This is a genomic window from Flavobacterium pisciphilum (assembly GCF_020905345.1).
Lineage (GTDB): Bacteria > Bacteroidota > Bacteroidia > Flavobacteriales > Flavobacteriaceae > Flavobacterium > Flavobacterium pisciphilum.
Genome location: NZ_JAJJMO010000001.1, coordinates 265400 through 288502 on the forward strand (window position 1 = coordinate 265400; position 23103 = coordinate 288502).

A 23103-nucleotide genomic window follows, 5' to 3' on the forward strand; every position below is an offset into this window, starting at 1 on the left:
AGAATATTTTAGGCGAAAAATTAACCTAAACTTAACTTCAAATGAGGGAAAAGGCATTATTGAAAAATTTACAAAACACATTTTTACTACTATTATTAATAGGTAGTAGTACAATTATTGCGCAGAAAAAAGACAGAAAAAGTAAAAAAGAAAAAACAGAACAAGTTAAAGATTCTACTAGCAACAAAAAAGGGAAAAAATATAATGACCTAATAAAAGATGCTACTGTTAAAAAAGGATTATTTAACATCATACAAGTTAAAACTGATCTTTATCTTGAAATAAATGATTCTCTTTTTCAAAGAGAGTTTCTTGTGGTAAATAAAATTTCGAATGTCCCAATGCAAGTTAATGAGGCTGGACTAAACAAAGGAATGAATTATGAGAATAAGATAATCACTTTCCATAAAGACCTTGTAGCTAAAAAAGTATGGGTAAAATCATCTGTTCCTAGCGTTTCTTCTCCTAAAGATGATGCAATAACAGCTTCTGTTAATAATAATTTTTCAGAATCTATTATAGAGGTTTTTGATATTGAAACAAAAAACAATGATTCAACTGCGGTTGTAATAAAAGCAAATAAAGTTTTTGACGGAAAACAAAAAAGCTTCAATGATATTTTAAGTAGCATTGGATTTGGTGGTTCTGTTAAATCGGAACTGTCTTATATAGAGTTTGCAAAATCTTTTCCTAAAAATATAGTTGTTAAATCACAGCTTACGACCTCAGTAAGTGAAGGTGGTGGTCCTGCCCTATCGGTTACACTTGGAGTAACTAGCAATATTATTTTATTAGACAAGGTACCTATGCAACCTCGTTTTTCAGATAAACGTATTGGATATTTCACTGAAAAACACTGGTATTTTAGTGACGCTCAACACGCAATGCGTGAAAAGGAATTAATTACTCGTTGGAGATTAGAGCCTAAAAAAGAAGACATTGAAAAATACCGTAGAGGAGAATTGGTTGAACCAAAAAAACCTATCGTTTATTATATTGATCCATCTACACCAAAACAATGGCGTTCTTATATTATAGAGGGTGTTCGTGACTGGCAAGTAGCTTTTGAAAAAGCTGGATTTAAAAATGCAGTTATTGCAAAAGAACCTACTGAAGAAGATACAGATTTTGATATCGATGATGTACGTTACTCAGTAATTACTTATGTAGCTTCTCCAAAATCGAATGCTATGGGACCTGCAGTTGTTGATCCTAGAAGCGGTGAAATAATTGAATCAGACATTATCTGGTGGCATAACGTAATGACTTCATTACACAGCTGGATGCGTATTCAAACTGGTGTAATTGACCCTAAAGCTAGAGGGAATAAATTTAGCGACGAACATATGGGTGAGGCTATCCGATTTGTTTCTTCTCATGAAGTTGGACATACTTTTGGTTTAAAACACAATATGGGATCTTCATTTGCTTATGATGTTGAATCTCTTCGTTCTAAAGATTTTACAGCAAAAATGGGTGGAACAGCTCCATCAATCATGGATTATGCTCGTTACAATTATATCGCACAACCAGAAGATCATGTAGAAGCTATTACACCAAAAATTGGTGAATATGATAAATATGCTATCGAATGGGGATACAGATGGTATCCAGAAGAAAAAGAAGAGCATACCGCTTTAAATAGCTTAATTACAAAACACCAAGATGATCCAATTTATTTTTATGGAGAACAACAAGATGGTGATAGTACAATAGATCCACGTTCACAATCGGAAGATTTAGGAAACGATGCAATGAAAGCAAGTGAATACGGGCTTAAAAACTTAAAACGTGTTGTAAATAATATTTTAGACTGGACGTATGATAAAGACGAATCTTACTACGAAACAGGTAAACTTTATATTGGTACAATAGGACAATGGCAACTTTATAACAGACACGTATTAAATAATCTTGGAGGTATCTACCTAAACACAACTGTTCACGGTGATAACAAAGCAAGTTATATACCAGTTCCAGCTTCAATTCAAAAAAGAGCTGTAGCCTATTTATTAAAAAATAGTATCACTATTCCAGAATGGTTGTTTTTTAATCCAATATTAGATAAAACAAATCCTTTAAAAGATTCTCCTCTTGGACCATACGAATATACTCCTTATACCCTAGCAAGAGAATTACAATACGGTATTTTATACAGTATGCTTAGTGATGATCGTTTATTGCGAATTACTGAAAATGAATTATTTCAACGTAATGGAGCTAAAGAAAATGTGTTTACAGTAACACAATTATTTAAAACACTACGTCAGAATATTTTTGCTCCTACAATTCAAAATAAATCGTTAACGATTATGGAGCGTATGACACAAAAGAATTATATCGATGTGCTTATTGTTTCTACAAACAAACTTTTTGAGAAAACAGATGGCAAGAAAATTATTGAAATACAACAGAATTTAAACATTCCTCATTTATGTAATCATTTAGATGAATCAAGAATGGCACGCAATATCAATCAATCCTCTCTTAAAAGAGTTTCAGAAGTTACATCTGATAAAAAAGGAGAATTAAGACAAATATTACAATTATTAAGAACTAAGAAAAATATTGGAAATCAAGAAACACAAAACCATTATTTTGATTTAATTCAACGAATAGAGAAAGCTTTAAATACCACACTATAAACCTTTATCCTAATTAAACCAGAAATGAAAAAATTAATTTACATCTTGAGCTTATTCCTGACCGTTGTCGGGTATGCACAAGAAACTCGTACAATTACTGGAAAAGTAATTGATTATCAAGACAAATTACCTATACCAGGTGCAACAGTTTATGTTGAAAACAGTTCGGTCTCAAACAGTACAAACCAAAAAGGTGTTATCGAAAGCGCTAGTATTGGAACTGTTACCGATTTTGATGGTAATTTTGAATTGAAAATAGACAAGAACACGACTAGCGTACGTGTAACCTTCATGGGGTACCAATCGTACACCATTAACATCACATCTCAAAAAAGTTATAGCATTTCTTTAAAAGCTGACTTAAGCGAACTTAAAGAAGTTGTTGTAACTGGTTACCAAAAAATTGAAAAAAGAAAATTAACTTCGGCTGTAGCCAAAGTTAATATGGCCGACATACAACAAGCGGGTGTTGCCAGTTTGGATCAATTGTTAGTAGGTCAAGTTGCTGGTGTTGCTGTAACTCAAGCTACAGGAGCTCCAGGTGCCATTGCAAAAATTAGAGTACGTGGTACAGCGTCGATTTCTGGCTCACAAGATCCGTTATGGGTGTTAGATGGTTTGCCATTAGAAAGCAATGATGTTCCTAAGAACTTTGATAAAGACAATATAGATGAATTAAATAACTTCTCTATTGCGGGTTTAAATCCTGATGATATTAAAGATATTACAATCTTAAAAGATGCTGCTGCTACTGCCATTTATGGTGCTAGAGCTGCAAATGGAGTCATTGTTGTTACTACAAAAAAAGGTAAAAAGGGAAGCATGAAAGTAAACTTTACTGCTAATACTTTTGTTACTCAAAAACCAGATTTTTCAAAATTAAATCTTTTAAACTCATCTCAAAAAGTAGATCTAGAATTAGGATTAGCTGGTCGATCTGACTTAACATATAGAGACAGTGGCGGAGAAGTTACTCGTATCTTAAATCAAGCTAATGAATTAGGAGCTTATAGAACTGGAGGCTTTTCTGCATTGTCATCTGACACTCAGAATTCTATTAATAACTTAAGAAATAACAATACGAATTGGGGTAATCTATTATACCAAACCGCTATAAACACGCAATATGGTGTAAGTTTTTCTGGTGGTGGTGAAAAATCTGATTATTACTTCTCTTTAGGAGCTTATAATGAAGAAGGTGCTACAATTGGTACTGGATACGACAGATACAATATTACTTTAAAAAATAATTTTGAAGTTACCGATAAATTAAATATTGGTATTGGATTATTTGGATCTGAAAGTAAAACAAAATCATACATAACAGACACAGACGGATTTACAAATCCAGCAAATTACTCAAGATCAGTAAATCCATATTTAACACCATATAATGCTGATGGAAGTTATAACTACGATAAAGATATTAGTGGTTATTCTGAAACTTATTTACCTTTTAACTTTATTGAAGAGAGAGAAAATTCATCTTACGAATTAAAAAACAGAGCCATTAAAGCTATACTTGATATAGATTACAGAATTACAAAAGGGCTAAAAGCAAGTACCCAATTTGGTTTACAATTTGACAACACATCTAGTGAAAAATTTGCAGATAAAGACACTTATTACACTAGAAAAGAAAGAGAAAAATCACTTAGATTTAGCAATGGTACCCAAAGTTACTTTCTACCGTTAGGAGGAATTATCCAAAATAATAATACTGACTTTTTTCAATACAACTGGAAAACAATGTTAAACTATTCGACTGTTATCAATGAGAAACACGAGTTGGAAGTTATGGCAGGAAGTGAATTGAGAAGAAATTACAACACTAGTATTGCAACCAAAGCATTTGGATACGATAGAAAAACATTAACTTCTACTCAAATAATTTTCCCTAACGCAGAGATTGCAAACCGACCTGCTTATAGAGCCTATAAAAAGTCTGAAAATGAAAATGCATTTGCTTCCTTTTTTGCAACAGCATCTTATACCTATGATAGAAAATACACCTTTTTCGGAAGTGTTCGTTATGATGGTTCTGACTTATTTGGTGTAGATCCAAAATACAAATATTTACCACTTTGGGCAGCTTCTGCTTCATGGTTAGTGTCTGAAGAGGATTTCCTAAAAGGTAATGAAACAGTATCTAACTTAAGATTACGTGCTTCTTATGGACTACAAGGGAATATAGACAAAGGAACGTCTCCGTTTGTTGTAGGAGAATATGGTAATACAACTCTTTTACCAGGACAATCTGAATCTACCATTACAATATTAAGCCCTCCAAACGATAAATTAAGATGGGAAAAAACAGAAAATACCAACTTTGGTATGGATCTAGGTTTATTCAACAATCGTATTAGTATCGTTACTGATGTATACGGAAGAAAAAGTAGTGATTTAATTGGTGTTCAATCACTTCCTGTTGAAAACGGATTTGAATTCACTACCTTAAACTGGGCGCAAGTTTCTAATAAAGGTTTTGAGATTGCAATGGCAACTAAAAATATTGATCGTCCAAATTTTAAATGGACAACTAATATCAATTTCTCACACAATAAGAGCAATGTTGATCGTATGCAAATAAGAGAAAACACTCTTACCCCGTCAATAGAAGGATACCCTGTGAGAGCAGTATTTGCTTTAAAAACAGCTGGAATAGATGAGAATGGATATCCATTATTTGTAAATAAAAATGGAGAAACTGTAAACACACAAACATTCTTCCAATTATACGATGCTTTAGCAGAAATTATACCTGGAGAATTCTCACAATCTAAACTTGATGCTAAAGGGATAAGAGATTTATTTACCTATGCTGGAGATTTAGATCCTAAATTTACTGGTGGTTTTACCAATACTTTCAAAATTCATGATTTTGATATTACAGTCGCAACCACTTTTAATATTAAGCAAACTGTTGTTGAAACACCTCCATACAATGGAACATTGGTTGATCGTGGACAAAACTTTACAACAGACATCTTAAATGCTTGGTCACCTAACAATACTGGATCGAACCTACCAGGAATTGTGAGCAAAAATTCAGGTACTGGTGATTCTTGGATGGCGCATAATTGGTATTCTGGTGGAAATTCAATAAATACCAATAAATATTTAGATACTTGGGTACATGAAATGAGTTATATGAGATTAAGTAGTTTACGTTTCGGATATACTTTACCAAAAAAATCAATCCAAAAAATGTTTGTTGATAGTATCAGATTCAGTATTGAAGGAAGAAATTTATTTGTTATTAGCTCAGACTACAAAGGATATTTTGACCCAGAGACTTATGGAAATATCTACGCGCAGCCTATCCCTAAATCATTAACATTAGGATGTAACATAACTTTTTAATTAATTTAAGATGAAAAATATATCAAAATACCTATTCCTTTTTGTAGCTGCGTTAGTAGCTTCAAGCTGTGATGATTACCTTGACGTAAAACCAGTGGGTAAAGTAATTCCTGAAACACTTACAGAATTTAGAGCGGTTCTTACTAAAGGATATTCTACTTTTCCTTTGCATAAATCACTTACTGCTTTAAGAGGAGATGAAATGCTTCTTGAAGAGGAGAGTAATGATTTTGCATTCTATAAGGATAACTATATGTGGAATGATGCAAATCCAGATCTTATTTCTACAAAATTTCCTTACGCAGGATTATACAATTGTATTTTTTATACCAATGTAATCATTAATGAAGCTAGTAATAAACTGGAAGCTTCACCAGAAAAAGATCAATTGGTTGGAGAAGCATACGCACTAAGAGCCCTTGCTTATTTTGATTTAGTTAACTTATTCGGGAAACAATACGATGCAACAACTGCAGGTTCAGACAGAGGTGTTCCATTGGCATTAAAGATAGATTTAGAACAAGCCTATATTCCAGAAAGCGTATCAGTTATTTATGCTCAAATTCATTCGGATAAAGAAGCTGCAAAAAAATTACTAAACCTAGATACTCAAGCCAAAGGACTTAACTATCGTTTTTCTAAAGCAGCATTGTATACAATGGAGTCTCGTGTATACTTGTACCAAAAACAATGGGATAAAGCGCTACAGGCAGCTGATAAAGCAATGTCAATTAACAATTCTTTGGTTGACTTAAATGTTACTCCTATTTTGCCAAATAATTATGATACAAAAGAATCAATAATGGCACTTGAAGAAACGTTTGAAAATAAAATAAAAAGATCAGCTTATGCAGCTCCTACTTTAACAGACGTATACGACAAGACAAATGACTTGCGTTTTAAATTGTATTTTCAAGTAAGCGGCAGCAAATTTGTATTTAAAAAAGGTGGAGAGTTAAATCAAAAAAGTACATTTAGAACTGCCGAATTGTATTTGACCAAAGCAGAAACTTCTGTACAATTAAATGACCTTGCAACTGCAAGAACAACTATATTGAATTTCATTAAAACCCGATATAATACCACAGGTTTCGCTCAATTGAGCACAAAGATTAGTGCTATGAATCAAACAGATCTTCTTGATTTTGTATACCAAGAAAGACAACGTGAGTTTGCCATTGAAGGGCACCGTTGGTTTGATTTAAGAAGAACTACTCAAAAACAAATCTTGCATACACTGGCTGGCAAGACTTATACTTTGATCCAAAACGATCCGAGATATACGTTACCTTTCCCATTAGATGCAAGGTTAAACAATCCAGAATTGTAAATTAATTAGCTCCGTTTTTTAACGGAGCTTTTTTTTTAACTTTGCAAAAAAATAAGGATAAATGAAAATAGTAATTATTGAAGACGAACATCTAGCTTCAAGTTATCTAAAATCAATTCTGGAACAGCAAAGTATAATTACTATAAGTAAAATAACTTTGATAAAATCAGTGAAAGATGCGGTTGCCTTTTTCAAAGAAAACACTGTAGATCTTGCTTTCATGGATATTCATCTTGGAGATGGTAAAAGCCTTGATATTTTTGAAAAAACTACTATTTCATGCCCTGTAATTTTTATTACTGCTTATGACTCTTATGCTGTAAAAGTTTTTAAACATTTTACAATCGACTATCTTCTTAAACCCTACGAGGAAGAAGAGTTACTTGAAGCCTTAGCGAAATATAAAAATATAAAAGAAACATTCAATCCCAATCCAATAGTTGAATCACTTGTTGCACTTGAAAATCAAACCAACGTTCAACATCATTTTTTGGTAAATCACAGGGATAAACTTATTTCTGTAAACGACCAAAGCATTGCTTATTTTTACGCTACAGGAAAACATCTTTTTATTTATACAAACTCTGGCAATAGCTATTTTTACAATAGCAATCTAAAAGAGCTAATCAATAAACTTGACCCTACCCTATTCTTTAAAGTAAATCGAAAATATATTTTAAACCGAAATCACATTCAAGAAATTATTAAGCATTCTAGTCAAAAAATTGAATTGCTATTAAACATAACCATGCCAGATACAGATCCGATTATCTTGAGTAAAAAAGAAATTAATAACTTTAAAAATTGGCTCGATTCGTAACTGAGGTAATTTTAACAGAAGTATAATAAATTATGATTCTCCTATAGAGGGTTACAATTAACTTCCCTTTAATGGTACCGCTTTATTTCCTTATATTTACAAAAACGGTAAAGATTTAAGCCGTAAATCTTTACATAATAAATATAGATATGAAATTAGAACACGTAGAAATCCAAACCAATGATATTCCAAAGACTATTCAGTTTTATACCCAAACTTTAGGTTTTAAAATTGTAGAGAATAATTCAACAACCGTCTCTTTTCAAATAGGTACATCAATGTTAAAACTTGTTGAGAATAAAAGTTTTAATTCTATTTATCATCTAGCTTTTAATATTCCTAATAATAAACTAGATGAGGCTATAAAATGGTGTGAAAACAAAATTGATTTAATTCGTATTGACGACCAAAATGTAATTACTAGGTTTGAAGCCTGGAATGCCAATGCAGTTTATTTTTATGACAACAATGGTAACTTATTAGAATTCATTGCGAGACATGATCTGAATAATTCACAAACAGAGCCATTTGATACAAAATCAATACTTAATATTAGCGAAATAGGTATTGTACACGAACAACCATTGGTATTAGGACAAGATTTAATCAATAAACATGAGTTAAGTTTCTTTAGCAAAAATGCCAATAGCGATGTTTTTGCTGCCATTGGTGATGATGAAGGGCTACTAATCATAGTAAAACCTAATCGTAACTGGTACCCTACACAAACTCCTTCTGAGAGCAATAAAACTGCAGTTCGATTGACCAACAACAATAAAATCACCGAATTAAATTTTTAGTCGTTCCCGAATCATAAAGCCTTATTTTCATGGGGAAATAAAATACATTTCCCCATGAAATCTCTCACTACTACATTGCACTTCGTAACTTATAATATTAAAACTAAAAAAATAATATAAAAAACGCAGTTTAATTATACCGATTGGTATATATTTGTATTTTATATTTCAATACATCATGAGTAAAGCTGCTAGAACAAAACAATTTATAATAGAAAGAACTGCTCCTATTTTTAATATGAAAGGATACAGTGGTACATCTATGAGTGATATAACCGATGCAACTGGGCTTACAAAGGGAAGCATTTACGGTAATTTTGAGAATAAAGATGAAGTTGCCATTGCGGCTTTTAAGTACAATATAAAAAAACTTCAAGATGCATTTGCCAAAGCAATAGAAAAAGAAAAGACCTTCAAAGGAAAGCTATCAGTATATCCCCGATTGTATTCTGACTATTATCATTTAAGAGTAACCCAAGGCGGCTGCCCTATTCTTAATACTGCAACCGAAGCCGATGATACCCATCCGGTTCTTAGAAGAAGTGTTGAAAGAGCCATAAACTTTTGGAAAGAAAAACTAGTTTTTTATATTGAGCAAGGAATACTTGCTGGAGAATTTAAAGCCAAGTCTATTGACTCTGAAAGAACAGCCTTAACAATTATCGCTATGATTGAAGGAGCCGTAATGATTAGTAAGGTAACGGGAAATCTTAAAAACTTATCCGATATCATGATTTCATTAGATAAAATAATTGAAGGCTTAGAATAAAATTCAGCCTTTTTTTTAAAACAAAATATACCGATTGGTATAAAATAACAATAAACAAACTCTTTTTTTTAATCAAAAATATATCAATCGGTATAATTAAGAATTCCTTTATGACACCACTAAATCGAAAAATCTTAATAATTACAGTCATATTAGCTGCAATTATGGAATTAATAGACATATCAATTGTAAATGTTGCCCTCTCGCATATGAGTGGAAATTTAGGAGCCACACTTGAAGATACTTCATGGGTTATAACCGCTTACGCAATTGCAAATGTTATAATAATACCTCTAACAAGCTTTTTGAGTGCCAATTTAGGACGACGTAATTATTATATAGGCTCAGTAATCTTATTTACATTTTGCTCCTTTATGTGTGGTCATTCTTCAAACATCTGGATGTTAGTATTCTTTAGATTCATGCAAGGAATTGGTGGTGGTGCCCTATTATCAATATCCCAAGTTATAATTTTTGAGCTATTCCCTAAAGACAAACAATCAACTGCTGGGGCTATATTTGGAGCTGGAATTTTTATTGGCCCAACAATAGGTCCAACGCTTGGTGGATATATTACCGAAAACTACGATTGGCCATGGATATTCTTAATCAACATTCCCATAGGTATCCTTGTAGCAATTTCATGTTATTTTCTTTTAAGAGAACCAGCCGTTAAACCTGAAGTAGCAAAGGTCGATTGGACCGGAATTACATTATTGGCCATAGGAGTAGGTTCTTTGCAAACTGTACTTGAAAGAGGTGAAGTTGAAGATTGGTTTGAGACTAGATACATAGTTGTTTTATCGGTTATTGCCACAATGACATTAATAACGTTTATCTATTGGGAGTTAACTATCGAAAAACCCGTAGTAAATCTTCGGGTACTTAAAAGCAAGTCTTTAAGTATTGCTGCTATTCTGACTTTTGTTACTGGATTTGGTATGTTTATCTCTATTTATATTAGTCCTGTAGTCGCACAACGTCTTTTAAGCTTTTCACCCACACAAACTGGTTTGCTTTTACTCCCAGGTGCAATATTAGCTTTGCTTGCGTTAAAGATATGTGGTACCTTATTGCAAAAAGGAGTATCTCCAGTGCTAATTATTGCAGCAGGATTTCTACTCTTTATTTATTTTAATTGGAGAATGTCTGGTATAACCCTAAATACAAGTGCAGCTGAGATTTCAACCGCATTAATTTTTCGTGCGCTTGGATTGGCTTTATTAACTGTACCACTCACAATGCTTGCCGTTTCGTCTTTAGATGACAAAGATGTAGCACAAGGAGCAGCTTTAAATAATATGATGCGTCAATTAGGAGGCTCATTCGGAGTATCAATAATAAATACTTATATCGTTCATCGCTATGCAACACATAGAAATGTGTTGGTTTCTAATGTCACTCCTGATAACTCAATAGCCATGGATCGGATTAATGCCTATATAAAATACTTTGAACATAAAGGATTTGCTTATAATGAGGCAAAATTAAAAGCATTAAAATTAATGGAAGGTGTTGTTACAAAGCAGTCATCACTATTAAGCTATAGAGATGCTTTTTTCTTTGTAGGACTCTTTTTCGTAGTAACACTGCCATTGTTATTATTAGTGATGAATAAATCTAAAAAAGCAAAATCTGATATTATCATTTCAGATCATTAAAAAAATAGGCTTAAAATTAAATTTCTAAGCCTGTTTTAAATTTTATCTTGCTCTACTATTCTCAGACTGTTCTAATTCCTTTTTCTTATAATCGGTTTTTTTAGAATTACCAAAACTATAAGTTGCAATAAGTTTAAAATAATTTGTGGTATACCTCCTGTGGTAATAAATCTGAGTTTGTCCTACTTCATAATTTCCAGAAGTATTGAAACCACGGAAAATATCATTTGCAGAAAAATTTAGTTTCAATGCATTATTCAAAAGACTTCTTTCAATTCCGAGCGTTACTGTAGAACGGCTATTTTCGTCTACTAAACCACTACTTTTATCACCCAAATACCAAGCAAGTAATTGAATCTTGAAAAGGTTTGGAATAGTAAAAGTATTATTAGAATAAAGGTAGAATTGAGGTTTAGTTGCTCCAAATACAAATGAATACGTATTATCGATAGATTTTGTATAACTCATACTCATTGTATTGGTTGAAGTCCACCATTTTGTAGCAAAAGACTTTGAAACCGAAGCAAAAAAGTTATGTTCCTTCTCCACGTTAATAGCTCTTAGAATATAACTATTCAAATTATTTCCACGCAGAGCAGCAGCAGATATAAGATCAACTTTATAGGTATATCCTAGTGTAAATTTAATTTTTTTATACAAGACACCCATTTCAAAAGCATGAATCTTTTCTGGTTTAAGATGGGGATTACCTTCAATAGTTGTGAATGGATCCTGATAAATAACATAAGGATTAAGTCCTTGATATCTTGGTCGAGTAATTCTAGATACATAAGAAGCATGAAACTTTAAATCATCTGAAAGTGGCATATTCAATAATAAATTAGGGAAAATGTTCGCATAATTTTTTTTGAAATTTTGATTTCCATTTGCTGTAGTATTTAATTCATAATTGGTCCATTCGCCTCGAGCACCTACTGAAAAATTTAATTTTTCTGATAAAGAACCACTGTAATTAAGATAGGCTGCTCCTATTTGTTCATCATATTTAAAATCACTCGAAAGTGCATCATTAAACTCAAATTCAGAGTTGTTTTCGTTGGAAATTAAAAAATCTGAACTCGTCTTGACAGCAGCTGAACTTAATTTTGCACCAGTCTCCAACTTAGTATTTTCATTAATTTTTTTCGAATAATCTATTTGAGTATTGATGATATTAATCGTGTAATCAGCATTATTTTTTAAGAATCGCTCTGAATTTAACCCATCTACTAAACCATTTTCACCAATAAAATCTCTTACCGTACTATTGTAGTTAGAATATAATATCCCAGCAAATAATGTGGATCCCTTTGAATCAGTAGTTGCATTATAGTTTAAATTAATAAACTTGTTTAGCCGAACATCATTTTTATCCGTATCAGTTGCATAAAAAATAGTATTAGAATTGGTTAAAATAGAATTTCGATTTTCTACAACTCCACCCAAATCTGCAATGTTTCCACTATATTCAAACGAAATATAATTCGAATCAGAAAAAGTATATTGAATTCCAAATCCAAAATTTGAATAGTTATTAAACCTACGTTTCCAATCAGTAGTAAGTTCTGATTTCATATAATCAGTTGGCTCTGGCCTAGTTCTGGTAGTATTTAATAGTTCGCGATTATGTCCTAATTGTAATCCATAATTTGCTATAAAAGAAAACTTTCCTTTATTATAATTAAAATCTAACAGTGTATTTGTGCTGGTTCCTGCAAATTTAGAAACAGTAACTTGCTGGTTTGCTGATCCCATAATACCGCTCTCAACGTTTTTCTTTGTAATAATATTAATTACTGCTTTTCCTTCTGCATCATACTTAGCCGATGGATTTGAAATTACTTCAATCTTAGCAATTTGTGAAACTGGGATTGCAGCAAAACGTTCGTTGCTAATTAGTATTCCGTTTAAGTAAATAATAGCTTCACCTTTCCCTAATACACTAATTTGCCCTTCAGAAACAATAACGTTAGGAACTCTACTCAACAATTCATTTACAGAACTACTTGTAGCTAGTAAAGTATTAGCAACATTAACTTCTACTGAACCGCTAGATCCATATTTCAATAATGAATTTTGACTTTTTACAACTACTTCATTTAACTGATTGTTATTTTCCTTCACGAATATTGTCCCTAAATTTATATGCTCTTTTCCTGCATAAATAACATGTAAAAATGTGTCTGCAAATTCTGCAGAGCTAAGTCTGATTACCACTTCTTTTTGATTAACATCAGACAACCCAAAAACGCCATCCAAAAAATTATCTTGTTTTATTAAAGTAGAATCCCGAACAGATAATAAAGATATATTGCCCATCATAGATTCATTTTTATGATTGACAATTTTACCTGAAATATGTTGTATAGATTGTGCTTTTATTTCTGTCGCAGAAATAAGAAAGCAATAAATGAAAACTAAGATTAGTATTCTCATAAAATTTTGCGATTAAGTTTTGATTTTTTATTGATACAAAAATCAATCGTTAATTGTTATATGAGGTAATCTAAAGAGAAATTAGGAGTACGGATTTATAAATCTATACTCCAACTAAGCCAATAAAGCCTGTTGTTGATAACTTGAAGGCGTTGTTCCAGTATGTTTTTTAAACGTAGCAAAAAATGTAGATTTAGAATTAAATCCTACATCGTATCCAATCGATTCTAGTGTAAGCTTATTATTGGAAGCTATTATTTTGCATGCTTCGTTTACCCTAAATTCATTAACGTAACTGGTAAAATTCTTTCCCACATTTGCATTTAAAAATTGGGATAATTGATGGCTTGAAATATTTACTTCTTTGGACAAATCCTGCAATGTGAGGTTTGGATTTTTATACAATTCATGCTCATTCATTATCTTTTCAAGTTTACTAGATAAAATTTGCTCTTCATCATCATCTATTTTTTTAGCTGAATATTTTGATGGATTGAGTAAGAATAAATCATCTGTTTTTTTTCTATATAAAAGAATAGAAATTATCAGATATAAAATGAATGAAAAAATGATAGCCCCGCTTAAATAGGAAACAAATGGAGCATTAATTAATGCTAGGAAATAGAATACGAAAAGTAATACATTGCCTAAATAGATCATACCAAACCACACTTCAGCTGGGCTGGCTTTATGTTTTTTGCTTACTATGTTTTTTAAGATTCCTCTAATCGTAAATCCCGCAAAAACGACATAAACAAACCATTGCAAATAAATGAATTCTATGAAATACTCACACCAAAGTTCAGGATACTCTTTATATGGATATACTGCACCTACAGTAATTATAAACAATAACCAGAAAATAAGTGTCAGCTTCCAAGATCTAGGCATTATATTAATCTCCTTGACAGAAGCTTTGAGAAAATAATATAAAAAAGGTCCTATGAAAAAACAAGCAGAAAGTCCTATTTGCAAATATGTTTTAGGCAAAGTAGGATCAAAATGTATAAATACAGATTTAGCAATTCTTATACTTAATGCTAACAAGAGTGCTCCTAGAAAATAATTTCCAAAATACTTTTTCTTTGTAAAGAAAAAGAAATAGGTTCCTAGAATGATTCCGTTAAAAGCTCCCAAAGCACTAAAAAAAAATAAAAGCTCTTTACTAGTATCCATAATTTATTCTTTATTATATCGATTATAATGTACACAAAGCTAAAAAAAAGATTGATGTATGCTTAAAATAAATAGCTTAAATATTACATTACTATTGCCAACACAATTTAAATGAATCTTGTATAAAATAGTTTATTGGTTGTATTGAATGTGTCAAACAAAAAAGCCCAATTTTATAACTGGGCTTCATGATTTAGTTTTATATAATTATTAAATTAAGGAATTAATACTGCTCTTCCTTTTATTTGCCCTTTTCTGAGTTTATCATAAACTTCAAGAGCATCATCTAAACTGTATTTTTCTATCTCAATATGAATTTTCTTTTGTAATGCCAGTCCAATTACTTCCATCAGTTCAGTTCTTGAACCCCAATACGGATTTGTCATACTTACACCAAAAGGCAGTCCACTCATGTTGTATTCAAATTTTCCTCCTCCTAGCCCAACGATTGTCAAATCACCATCTAAACCAACAATTTTAGTTCCTAGATCAATTGTCGAAGTAGCTCCTACAAAATCTATTACAACTTTTGCTTTTTTTATCCCTGTAATCTTTTTAATCTGTTCAGCAGCGTCTTTATCTGTAGAATTTATAGCATAAGAAGCACCCAATTCTTTAGCAAATTCAAGTCTTTCCGGAGTTATATCACAAGCAATAATTGTAGATCCACAAATTTCAGACAAAATCTGTAAAGCAACATGTCCTAATCCGCCAACACCAATAACTACAACATATTCATCTGGCATAAGTTTATGCAATGATCTTTTTATTGCTGAATACGGTGTTAAAGCGGCATCTGTAAGTGGAGCTGCAATTACAGGATCTAAATCATGAATTGGAACCAATAAACGTGAAGAAGGAACTAACATATAATCAGCCATACCTCCATTTAAACCTAGTCCACCTCCATAAGCTTGCTCTGATTGGTGGTCACAGTAGTTCTCTTTTGAGTGTTGACATGGTTTACAATGTCCGCATCCCCAAGGACCATACACCAAAACTGCATCTCCTTTTTTAAACCCTTTTACATCTTGTCCCACTTCTTCAATCCATCCCGCATTTTCATGTCCTAATGTAAATGTAGTACCAGAAACAGTTCCTTCATCAATTATATGTAAATCGGAATGGCATACTCCTGCTCCACCAATCTTTAATAATACTTCATCTCCTGTAGGAGATGGTTTTTCTAAATCTTTTATAACTCTAACATCCTTGTGTCCATAATATCGTACTGCTTTCATAAGAATAATTTTATAGTTTGAATACTATAAAATTAACCAAACCTGTTTAGAAGCGGGTGTTAATAAATTATAAATTAAAGTTTTAAATACGTTAAAAAAGGGATTGTGACATTGCAAATTATTAATGTTAAGTCAAAAATACAGGAAGTAAATCAACTCAATAATGCACCTTCTTTTAATTTGATCCATTTTATTAACAAGATTTGATTAGTTGATTTTATATTCAAGAAAATATTATCTTTATGTAGTTATCACACACCATTTTATGATTGAAAATTTAAACCAAATCATATGATACTACAAAAAATAAAAACTGTTGGGGTCAATCGTGTCTTACTTACTTTACTATTAGTGTGCCTTCAAGGAGACGTTTTTGCAATACAAAAAGACACGCTTGCATATAGTGGCTTTGGTTATCTTACACTTTATAAACCCACAAAAACAGTCAATAATGTAGTTATCTGTATTTCGGGTGATGGAGGTTGGAACAGTGGAATCGAGGGTATAGCACTTCATTTAAAAAACGAAAACACATTGCTTATTGGTGTAGACATTCGTCAAGTATTCAAAAGCATGAAAAAGAACAAATCTTCTTGCCTCTACCCTGCCGCAGACTTTGAACGCATGAGCCAATATGTTCAAAAAAAATTAAAATATCAAACCTACAATGTCCCTATTCTTTTGGGGTATTCTTCTGGGGCAACTTTAGTTTATGGGTTAGTTGCTCAAGCACCACAAAATACTTTCCGAGCTGGAATTGCATTAGGATTTTGTCCTGATATAAATATAAATAAACCTTTGTGTCCAGGTTCTGGAAAATTTACTTCAACAAAACTCCAAAATGCCAAAGGATATAATTTAGGACCTGCTGAAAGCCTTAAAACTCCTTTTATATCCTTGCAAGGTCAAAATGATCAAGTATGTAATTATCAAAAAACAGTATCTTTCCTTAAAAATGTATCTAATGCTCAGGTAATATCATTGCCAAAAGTTGGACACGGTTATGGTCAAGAAAAAAACTGGCTCCCACAACTAATGCAAGTTTATAATAACATTACAATAGAAAAAGAGGCTTACAGTCCTGATGAGACTGTAAAAAAACTTAATCTGCCACTACATATTACCACTCCCCACAAAGACAAAACAAGTCCGTATATGGTAGTTTTTATATCTGGTGATGGCGGATGGACTGATTTTGATCAACAAATGGCAAATGCATTTGCTTTAAAAGGAGCGCCAGTAATTGGTTTAGATGCTTTAAAATACTTTTGGCAGAAAAAAAGCCCCGAAGAAACTACCACGGATATACTTAGAATAATGGAAGCTTATACTGAAGAATGGAAAAAAGAAAAAATCATGTTGGTAGGTTATTCATTTGGAGCTGATATTATTCCATTTGTGTATAACCGAATTCCCGAAAAATTCAAAAAAAACATAATTGGATTAGGCTTGCTGTCTCCATCGAAAGAAACTGATTTTGAAGTTCATGTATCTGAACTTTTAGATATAGACAATGCATCATCAGGGTTTTCTGTACCTAATGAGATTAATAAAATTAGTGACATTCATCCTGTTTGTTTTTTTGGAAAAGAGGAAGATGATTTACCTATTAAAGAAATTTCAAAAGAAAGTGCCAAAATTATATATCTCAACGGTGGACATCATTATACAGATGCATTTATAACTGTAGCAAAAGAAATGATGCCGTAAGTATTTTTATTAAAGAATCTAATTCAATTTTATATCAGAAAGTATTTCAGTTTTAGAAAACCTAATATTTCCGTAGTAACCTGTCACTTAGTAACTTTAAAACTACCCTACTTATTGATCAATACTTAAATTAACATAAAAGCACTAAAATATATAAAAGAAGTTTTTTTTGAAATTATGTTTATCAAATAAATTCCATGCGTGTTTATGCATGTTTATACAGCAATAAATTTAAACTTCAATTTTAAACCCCTAATTATAGTATATGAAAGATATTTTAAGCATTATTTTGCATTATTAGAAATTTTAAATAGACAAACATTGCAAAAACAAATGTTATTTCGAAAAAAATCGTACATTCCGTTTTTATAACTAATCAAATATTTTAAAATGAGAAAACAATTATTTATTTTATTTGGAATTCTTTTGTTTGCACAAACTCTTTTGGCACAAACAAAGACTGTAACTGGTATAGTTACGAGCCAAACTGACGGTTTATCATTGCCGGGAGTATCTGTTCTAATTGAAGGGACATCAAAAAGTACTGTAACTGATTTAGATGGAAAATATAGCATCCTAGTCAATGAAAACGAAACACTACTCTTTACTTATGTTGGATTCTCTTTTAAAAAAGTCAAAATTTTAGCAAGTACAAGTGTAGTTAATCTTAAAATGACAGAAGAACTCAATGCTCTTTCAGAAGTTGTTGTATTGGGATCTACAGTCCGTGCTACACGTAAAGAGCTTGGAAATGCTGTTACAAGTTTAAAGGGTGAAGACTTAGTAAAGGCACAGCCAGGTGGACTTTCGACAGCTTTACAAGGTAAAATTGCTGGTGCTCAAGTTTCTCAGAACTCAGGAGATCCTGCAGGAGGATTTAGCATAAAGCTTAGAGGAACGTCTTCAATATTAGGTTCATCAGATCCGTTATATGTTATCGATGGAGTCGTTTTGAACAATGCAACTACCAATGTAACAAACTTAAATGTAACAACGGGAAACTCTAATATGCAAATTGGTCAAAACAGGTCTTCTGACATTAACCCTAACGACATACAAAGTATTGAGGTTTTAAATGGAGGAGCTGCCGCAGCAATTTATGGTTCAAGAGCAGCAAACGGGGTTGTTTTAATAACTACCAAAAAAGGTATTGCTGGTGAAACCAGATACACGTTTTCGACTAGTGTAACTTCAAACCAAATTCGTAAAAAGCTAGATCTGAATAGATCCGACAAACAGTTTGTTAGTACCTCTCCTGCTTTATTTCCTATTCAAGGAAATCCTGCAAGCCCAACAACTGTAAGTGTATTGGGAAGAAATCTTGAAACAAGAACTTTTGGTGTAGAACGATATGATTATCAAGATGATATTTTTACTACAGGAATTGGAACTGACACCTATTTTTCAATGCAAGGTGGAGATGAAAAAACAAAATACTTCGCTTCTCTTGGACATTTGGTAAACGAAGGAATTATAAAAAATACTGATTTTAAAAGAACAGGAGCTAAAGTAAGATTGAAACATGATTTCAATTCAAAACTATCTGCTACTGTAGGATTGAATTATGTTAGCTCAAGCTCAAATGAAAAACCTGATGGAAACGTTTTCTGGAGTCCAATTAACTCTATAAATATTACCAATAATATTTACGACATCAGCAGAAGAGATGCTAATGGCAACCTATTAGCTGTTGACCCTAATAGAATTAATCCTCTTTCTATTATAGAAACTTTCAAAATCAAACAAAACACAGATCGTATTATTTCGGACTTACAATTAAACTATGTTCCTTTTAAAAACTTCAATGCCGATTTGATTTTTGGTATTGATAATTATAACCAAAGAGGGAACGTATATATTCCGAGATACCCATATATTGTTAATCCAGCCTATTATAATGATGGATATGTATCTGAAGCTACCAACAGAGTAGTTCAATTTAACAATGATTTGAATTTAAAATATGTTTGGAATATCAACGATAAATGGAAAGCAACCACTTACGGAGGATACAACATACAAACCTATCGTGATAATTTTGTAGCTGTCGAAGGGCGTAATTTAAAGCCGTTTATTGAAACTATAAATGCTTTTAATACTTTGATACCTGGTTCGCCAAGTTCAAGTCAATCAAAATATAATTTATGGGGGTATTATCTACAAGAAACTTTCGGTTTCAAAGACAAACTATATATAACTATAGCTGGAAGACAAGATTCATCGACTATTTTCTCAAGTGATAATAGATCACAATTTTATCCAAAAGCAAGCTTTAGTTATGTTCTATCTGACGAGAAATTCATGGAAAACATTCATGATGTTGTAAGTTCGGTTAGATTTAGAGGTTCATGGGGAAAATCAGGTAGCTTAACCGCTATTAAGCCTTATGCTCGTTTTACTAATTATTCTACTGGAACGCTTTTAGGGAATAGTACTTTTACTATTGAAGGATTCAAACAAGGAAACTTAGATTTAAAACCTGAGCAAAGTGTTACTTATGAAATTGGAGGTGATTTTGGTTTTATAAAAGATCGTTTAAACCTATCATTTAGCTACTACAATGCTGATATAGATGACTTGTTATTACCTGTTCAATTGGCTGCTTCTGAAGGTGCTACAAACACAATCAAGAACATTGGAAAAATGAATAATAAAGGGTTTGAAATAAATCTTAAATATGATGTGATTAAAAAAGAAAACTTACATCTAGATGCATTTGTAAATTACAGCAGCAATAGAAATAAAGTAACTGGATTGCCACAAACACGTTTTAAACTAGATAGCAATTTAGCAGGAGCACCTGTTTTTGTAGAAATGGATAAACCAGTAGGGATTTTCTACGGTACTTATTTTGCAAGAAATCCAGACGGTAGTTTATTATTAACTCCTGATGGATATCCACAAACTGAAAAGGGTGATGCTAGCACTGGAGCCCCAGCAAGAAATAAAACAACTGGACAACCAGAAGGAGCAATATTAAACAAACAAATTGGAAATCCAAATCCTGATTATATTATTTCATTTGGAGCTAATTTGAATTACAAAAAATTTGGTTTATCTGTATTATTTGATGGTGTTCATGGAGTAGATGTTTTTGATGCTGATTATAGAACAAGACAAGGAGTTGGATCAGGAACATTGGTAGCTCAAGAACTTAACGGAGAATTACCTCGTGGTTATATTTGGTCTATTTATAATATAGAAGAGTTTAGAGTCGTTGACGGAAGTTATCTAAAACTAAGAGAGATTTCTTTAAATTATTCTTTTGGAAAAATAAACAAATTCTTTGATGACTTAACTGTTACTGCAAGCGGTAGAAACCTAATTTCATGGGATAACTTTACCAGTTTTGATCCAGAAACAAATTCTGGCGGACAATCTTCAGTTGCGAAATACAATTTTGGAACAGTGCCAATTCCGAGTTCATATTCATTGGCAGTAAAATTTCAATTTTAATTTAATAAAAACATCATGAAAAAAATATTCATCCCAATAGTTGCCCTAGCATTACTTTTAACTAGTTGCAACGAAGATTATTTAGACCCAACGAAACCTTCTCAAGAGCTAGTATTTAATACTAGAGGTGGTGTCATTGGTGCAGCAAATGGACTACAAGTACTTTGGAGTGTTGATAGAACAAGTCCTGTTTACAACACCATTACTGGTAATGGATTTACAACAAAAGAATTACGATTGCTGAACGCAGGAAATGTTGACGAAGGTGAACTTTCTGTTGGTGGCGAAGTACTCTCAACTAAAAATTTGGTTGTAAATAATCTATGGTCACAATGCCTTATTATTAAATCTGAATCTCAAAAAGTAATTGACCACGTCGATATACTAACCTCTGAGACTGAAAAAGCAAGCGTTTTTGTTCATGCCTCTATTTTTAAGGCGATGGCCCTCACTACTCTTGTTCAGTATTTTCAAAGTGTTCCTTTAAAAATTGGAAAAAATGTAACTTTCGATTCTAGAACTGACGTATTAAATGAGGCTATTAAAACCTTAAAAACTACTGAGCCTTTACTAGACAAAGCAACTGGTTTTACAGATTTAGTAAGTGGTATAAATTATAAAAATACAGTTTATGCTCTTTTTGCTAGAACTTATTTAATGATTGGCGACTACGACAATGCTATCAAATATGCTAGTTTGGTTGATCTCTCTTCAAAATCGGTATTTGCCTTTGATCAAATTAGTCCTAATCCTATTGCTTATATTTCTATAACCACTAACAATGTATTCCAACCGGTAGATTTAACTCTAGGATTGCCAGCAGCTTTAGCGCCTACAAGCTCTGATGGAAGATTAAACTTTTATATCAAACCAGGTTCAAACCCAACAACAGCCACAGGTTTTTTTGACTCTAATACCAAATCAATACCTGTTTATTTACCTGGTGAAATGATGCTAATATTAGCAGAATCATATGCTAGAAAAGACAATTTACCACAAGCAATAGTAGAATTAAATAAAGTACTAACCAAAACTGCTGCCACTGATGCTTATGGAATTGGCGCCAATCTTGCACCATATACTGGAGCAGTTACCAAGACTAGTATTTTAACCGAAATTTATAGAAATCGTTGTATCGAGATGTATATGTCTAGTTTAAAACTTGAAGACAGTAGAAGATTTGAACGTCCAGCTGCTGGAACTGCTGGAGCTGAAAGAAACCGTAACTGGTATCCTTATCCTGATTCTGAAAGAAACAACAATACAAATACTCCTGCTGATCCAGCAATATAAAATTTCTAAAACTGAGGTATCAAATGATACCTCAGTTTTTATATATAATTGCCTTTATTGAAATCATTATGAGAAGAATATATTTATCGTTAACAATACTTGGAGTTGTACTACCCTTTTCTCAATTTATACCTTGGCTTTGTCAAAATGGATTTAATTTTCCTTTACTACTTCAACAAATTATCGAAAACCCATTAGCGGCTTTTGCTTGGCTAGATGTTATTGTAACTGTCGTTGTTATTGTGTGTATGGCTATTAGTGAAGGCAAAAAATTAAAAATTAAAAAATTATGGATTCCAATAGTAGCCTCATTTATAGGAGGAGCTTCTGTGGGACTTCCTTTATTTTTATATATAAAAGAATGTCATCTTGAAAAGATTAATTCGTAAACATAAAAAAGCTT

Annotated in this window: 14 protein-coding genes; 11 read left to right on the forward strand and 3 right to left on the reverse strand. The window is 32.1% G+C overall.

All coding sequences use genetic code 11. The annotated features are described in order from the left end of the window. Positions 1 to 41 precede the first annotated feature (41 nt). The 7 genes from LNQ49_RS01160 to LNQ49_RS01190 all read left to right on the forward strand — a co-directional run bounded on the left by LNQ49_RS01160 (position 42) and on the right by LNQ49_RS01190 (position 11388). Positions 42 to 2645 (forward strand): zinc-dependent metalloprotease, encoded by a 2604-nt coding sequence (locus tag LNQ49_RS01160; RefSeq protein ID WP_229986962.1) that lies wholly within the window; start codon positions 42 to 44, stop codon positions 2643 to 2645. 24 nt (positions 2646 to 2669) lie between these two features. After that, entirely contained in the window at positions 2670 to 6008 is a 3339-nt protein-coding gene (locus LNQ49_RS01165) for a SusC/RagA family TonB-linked outer membrane protein (RefSeq protein WP_229986963.1), read from the forward strand. A gap of 10 nt (positions 6009 to 6018) precedes the next feature. Further along, on the forward strand, positions 6019 to 7338 hold the full coding sequence (locus LNQ49_RS01170; protein ID WP_229986964.1) for a RagB/SusD family nutrient uptake outer membrane protein: 1320 nt from the start codon (positions 6019 to 6021) through the stop codon (positions 7336 to 7338). A 61-nt stretch (positions 7339 to 7399) separates the two neighbouring features. Next, positions 7400 to 8158: a LytR/AlgR family response regulator transcription factor gene (locus LNQ49_RS01175; protein WP_229986965.1), complete on the forward strand. Its 759-nt coding sequence runs from the start codon at positions 7400 to 7402 to the stop codon at positions 8156 to 8158. A 149-nt stretch (positions 8159 to 8307) separates the two neighbouring features. Then, positions 8308 to 8958, forward strand: a complete 651-nt coding sequence (locus tag LNQ49_RS01180; protein ID WP_229986966.1) for a VOC family protein — start codon at positions 8308 to 8310, stop codon at positions 8956 to 8958. 178 nt (positions 8959 to 9136) lie between these two features. Then, on the forward strand, positions 9137 to 9727 hold the full coding sequence (locus tag LNQ49_RS01185) for a TetR/AcrR family transcriptional regulator (protein WP_229986967.1): 591 nt from the start codon (positions 9137 to 9139) through the stop codon (positions 9725 to 9727). 110 nt (positions 9728 to 9837) lie between these two features. Continuing rightward, on the forward strand, positions 9838 to 11388 hold the full coding sequence (locus LNQ49_RS01190; protein ID WP_229986968.1) for a DHA2 family efflux MFS transporter permease subunit: 1551 nt from the start codon (positions 9838 to 9840) through the stop codon (positions 11386 to 11388). Positions 11389 to 11430: 42 nt separating this feature from the next. On the opposite strand, the gene LNQ49_RS01195 is transcribed toward LNQ49_RS01190, so the two are convergent. The 3 genes from LNQ49_RS01195 to LNQ49_RS01205 all read right to left on the reverse strand — a co-directional run bounded on the left by LNQ49_RS01195 (position 11431) and on the right by LNQ49_RS01205 (position 16241). Then, positions 11431 to 13824 (reverse strand): outer membrane beta-barrel family protein, encoded by a 2394-nt coding sequence (locus LNQ49_RS01195; RefSeq protein ID WP_229986969.1) that lies wholly within the window; start codon positions 13822 to 13824, stop codon positions 11431 to 11433. A gap of 114 nt (positions 13825 to 13938) precedes the next feature. Then, positions 13939 to 15000, reverse strand: coding sequence for a helix-turn-helix domain-containing protein (locus LNQ49_RS01200; RefSeq protein ID WP_229986970.1), 1062 nt, complete (start codon positions 14998 to 15000; stop codon positions 13939 to 13941). A 215-nt stretch (positions 15001 to 15215) separates the two neighbouring features. After that, positions 15216 to 16241: an NAD(P)-dependent alcohol dehydrogenase gene (locus tag LNQ49_RS01205; protein ID WP_229986971.1), complete on the reverse strand. Its 1026-nt coding sequence runs from the start codon at positions 16239 to 16241 to the stop codon at positions 15216 to 15218. Between the two features lie 291 nt (positions 16242 to 16532). Between LNQ49_RS01205 and LNQ49_RS01210 the strand changes: the two genes are divergently transcribed. From LNQ49_RS01210 to LNQ49_RS01225, 4 genes are all read left to right on the forward strand, one after another. Beyond that, positions 16533 to 17951, forward strand: coding sequence for an AcvB/VirJ family lysyl-phosphatidylglycerol hydrolase (locus tag LNQ49_RS01210; RefSeq protein WP_229986972.1), 1419 nt, complete (start codon positions 16533 to 16535; stop codon positions 17949 to 17951). A 390-nt stretch (positions 17952 to 18341) separates the two neighbouring features. Continuing rightward, on the forward strand, positions 18342 to 21407 hold the full coding sequence (locus LNQ49_RS01215; RefSeq protein WP_229986973.1) for a SusC/RagA family TonB-linked outer membrane protein: 3066 nt from the start codon (positions 18342 to 18344) through the stop codon (positions 21405 to 21407). Positions 21408 to 21422: 15 nt separating this feature from the next. Beyond that, a complete protein-coding gene (locus LNQ49_RS01220) occupies positions 21423 to 22700 on the forward strand; it encodes a RagB/SusD family nutrient uptake outer membrane protein (RefSeq protein ID WP_229986974.1) in 1278 nt (425 codons plus the stop codon). 23 nt (positions 22701 to 22723) lie between these two features. Further along, positions 22724 to 23089 carry a DUF2834 domain-containing protein gene (locus tag LNQ49_RS01225; RefSeq protein ID WP_229986975.1) on the forward strand — a complete coding sequence of 122 codons (366 nt, stop codon included), beginning with the start codon at positions 22724 to 22726 and terminating at the stop codon, positions 23087 to 23089. Positions 23090 to 23103: the final 14 nt, after the last annotated feature.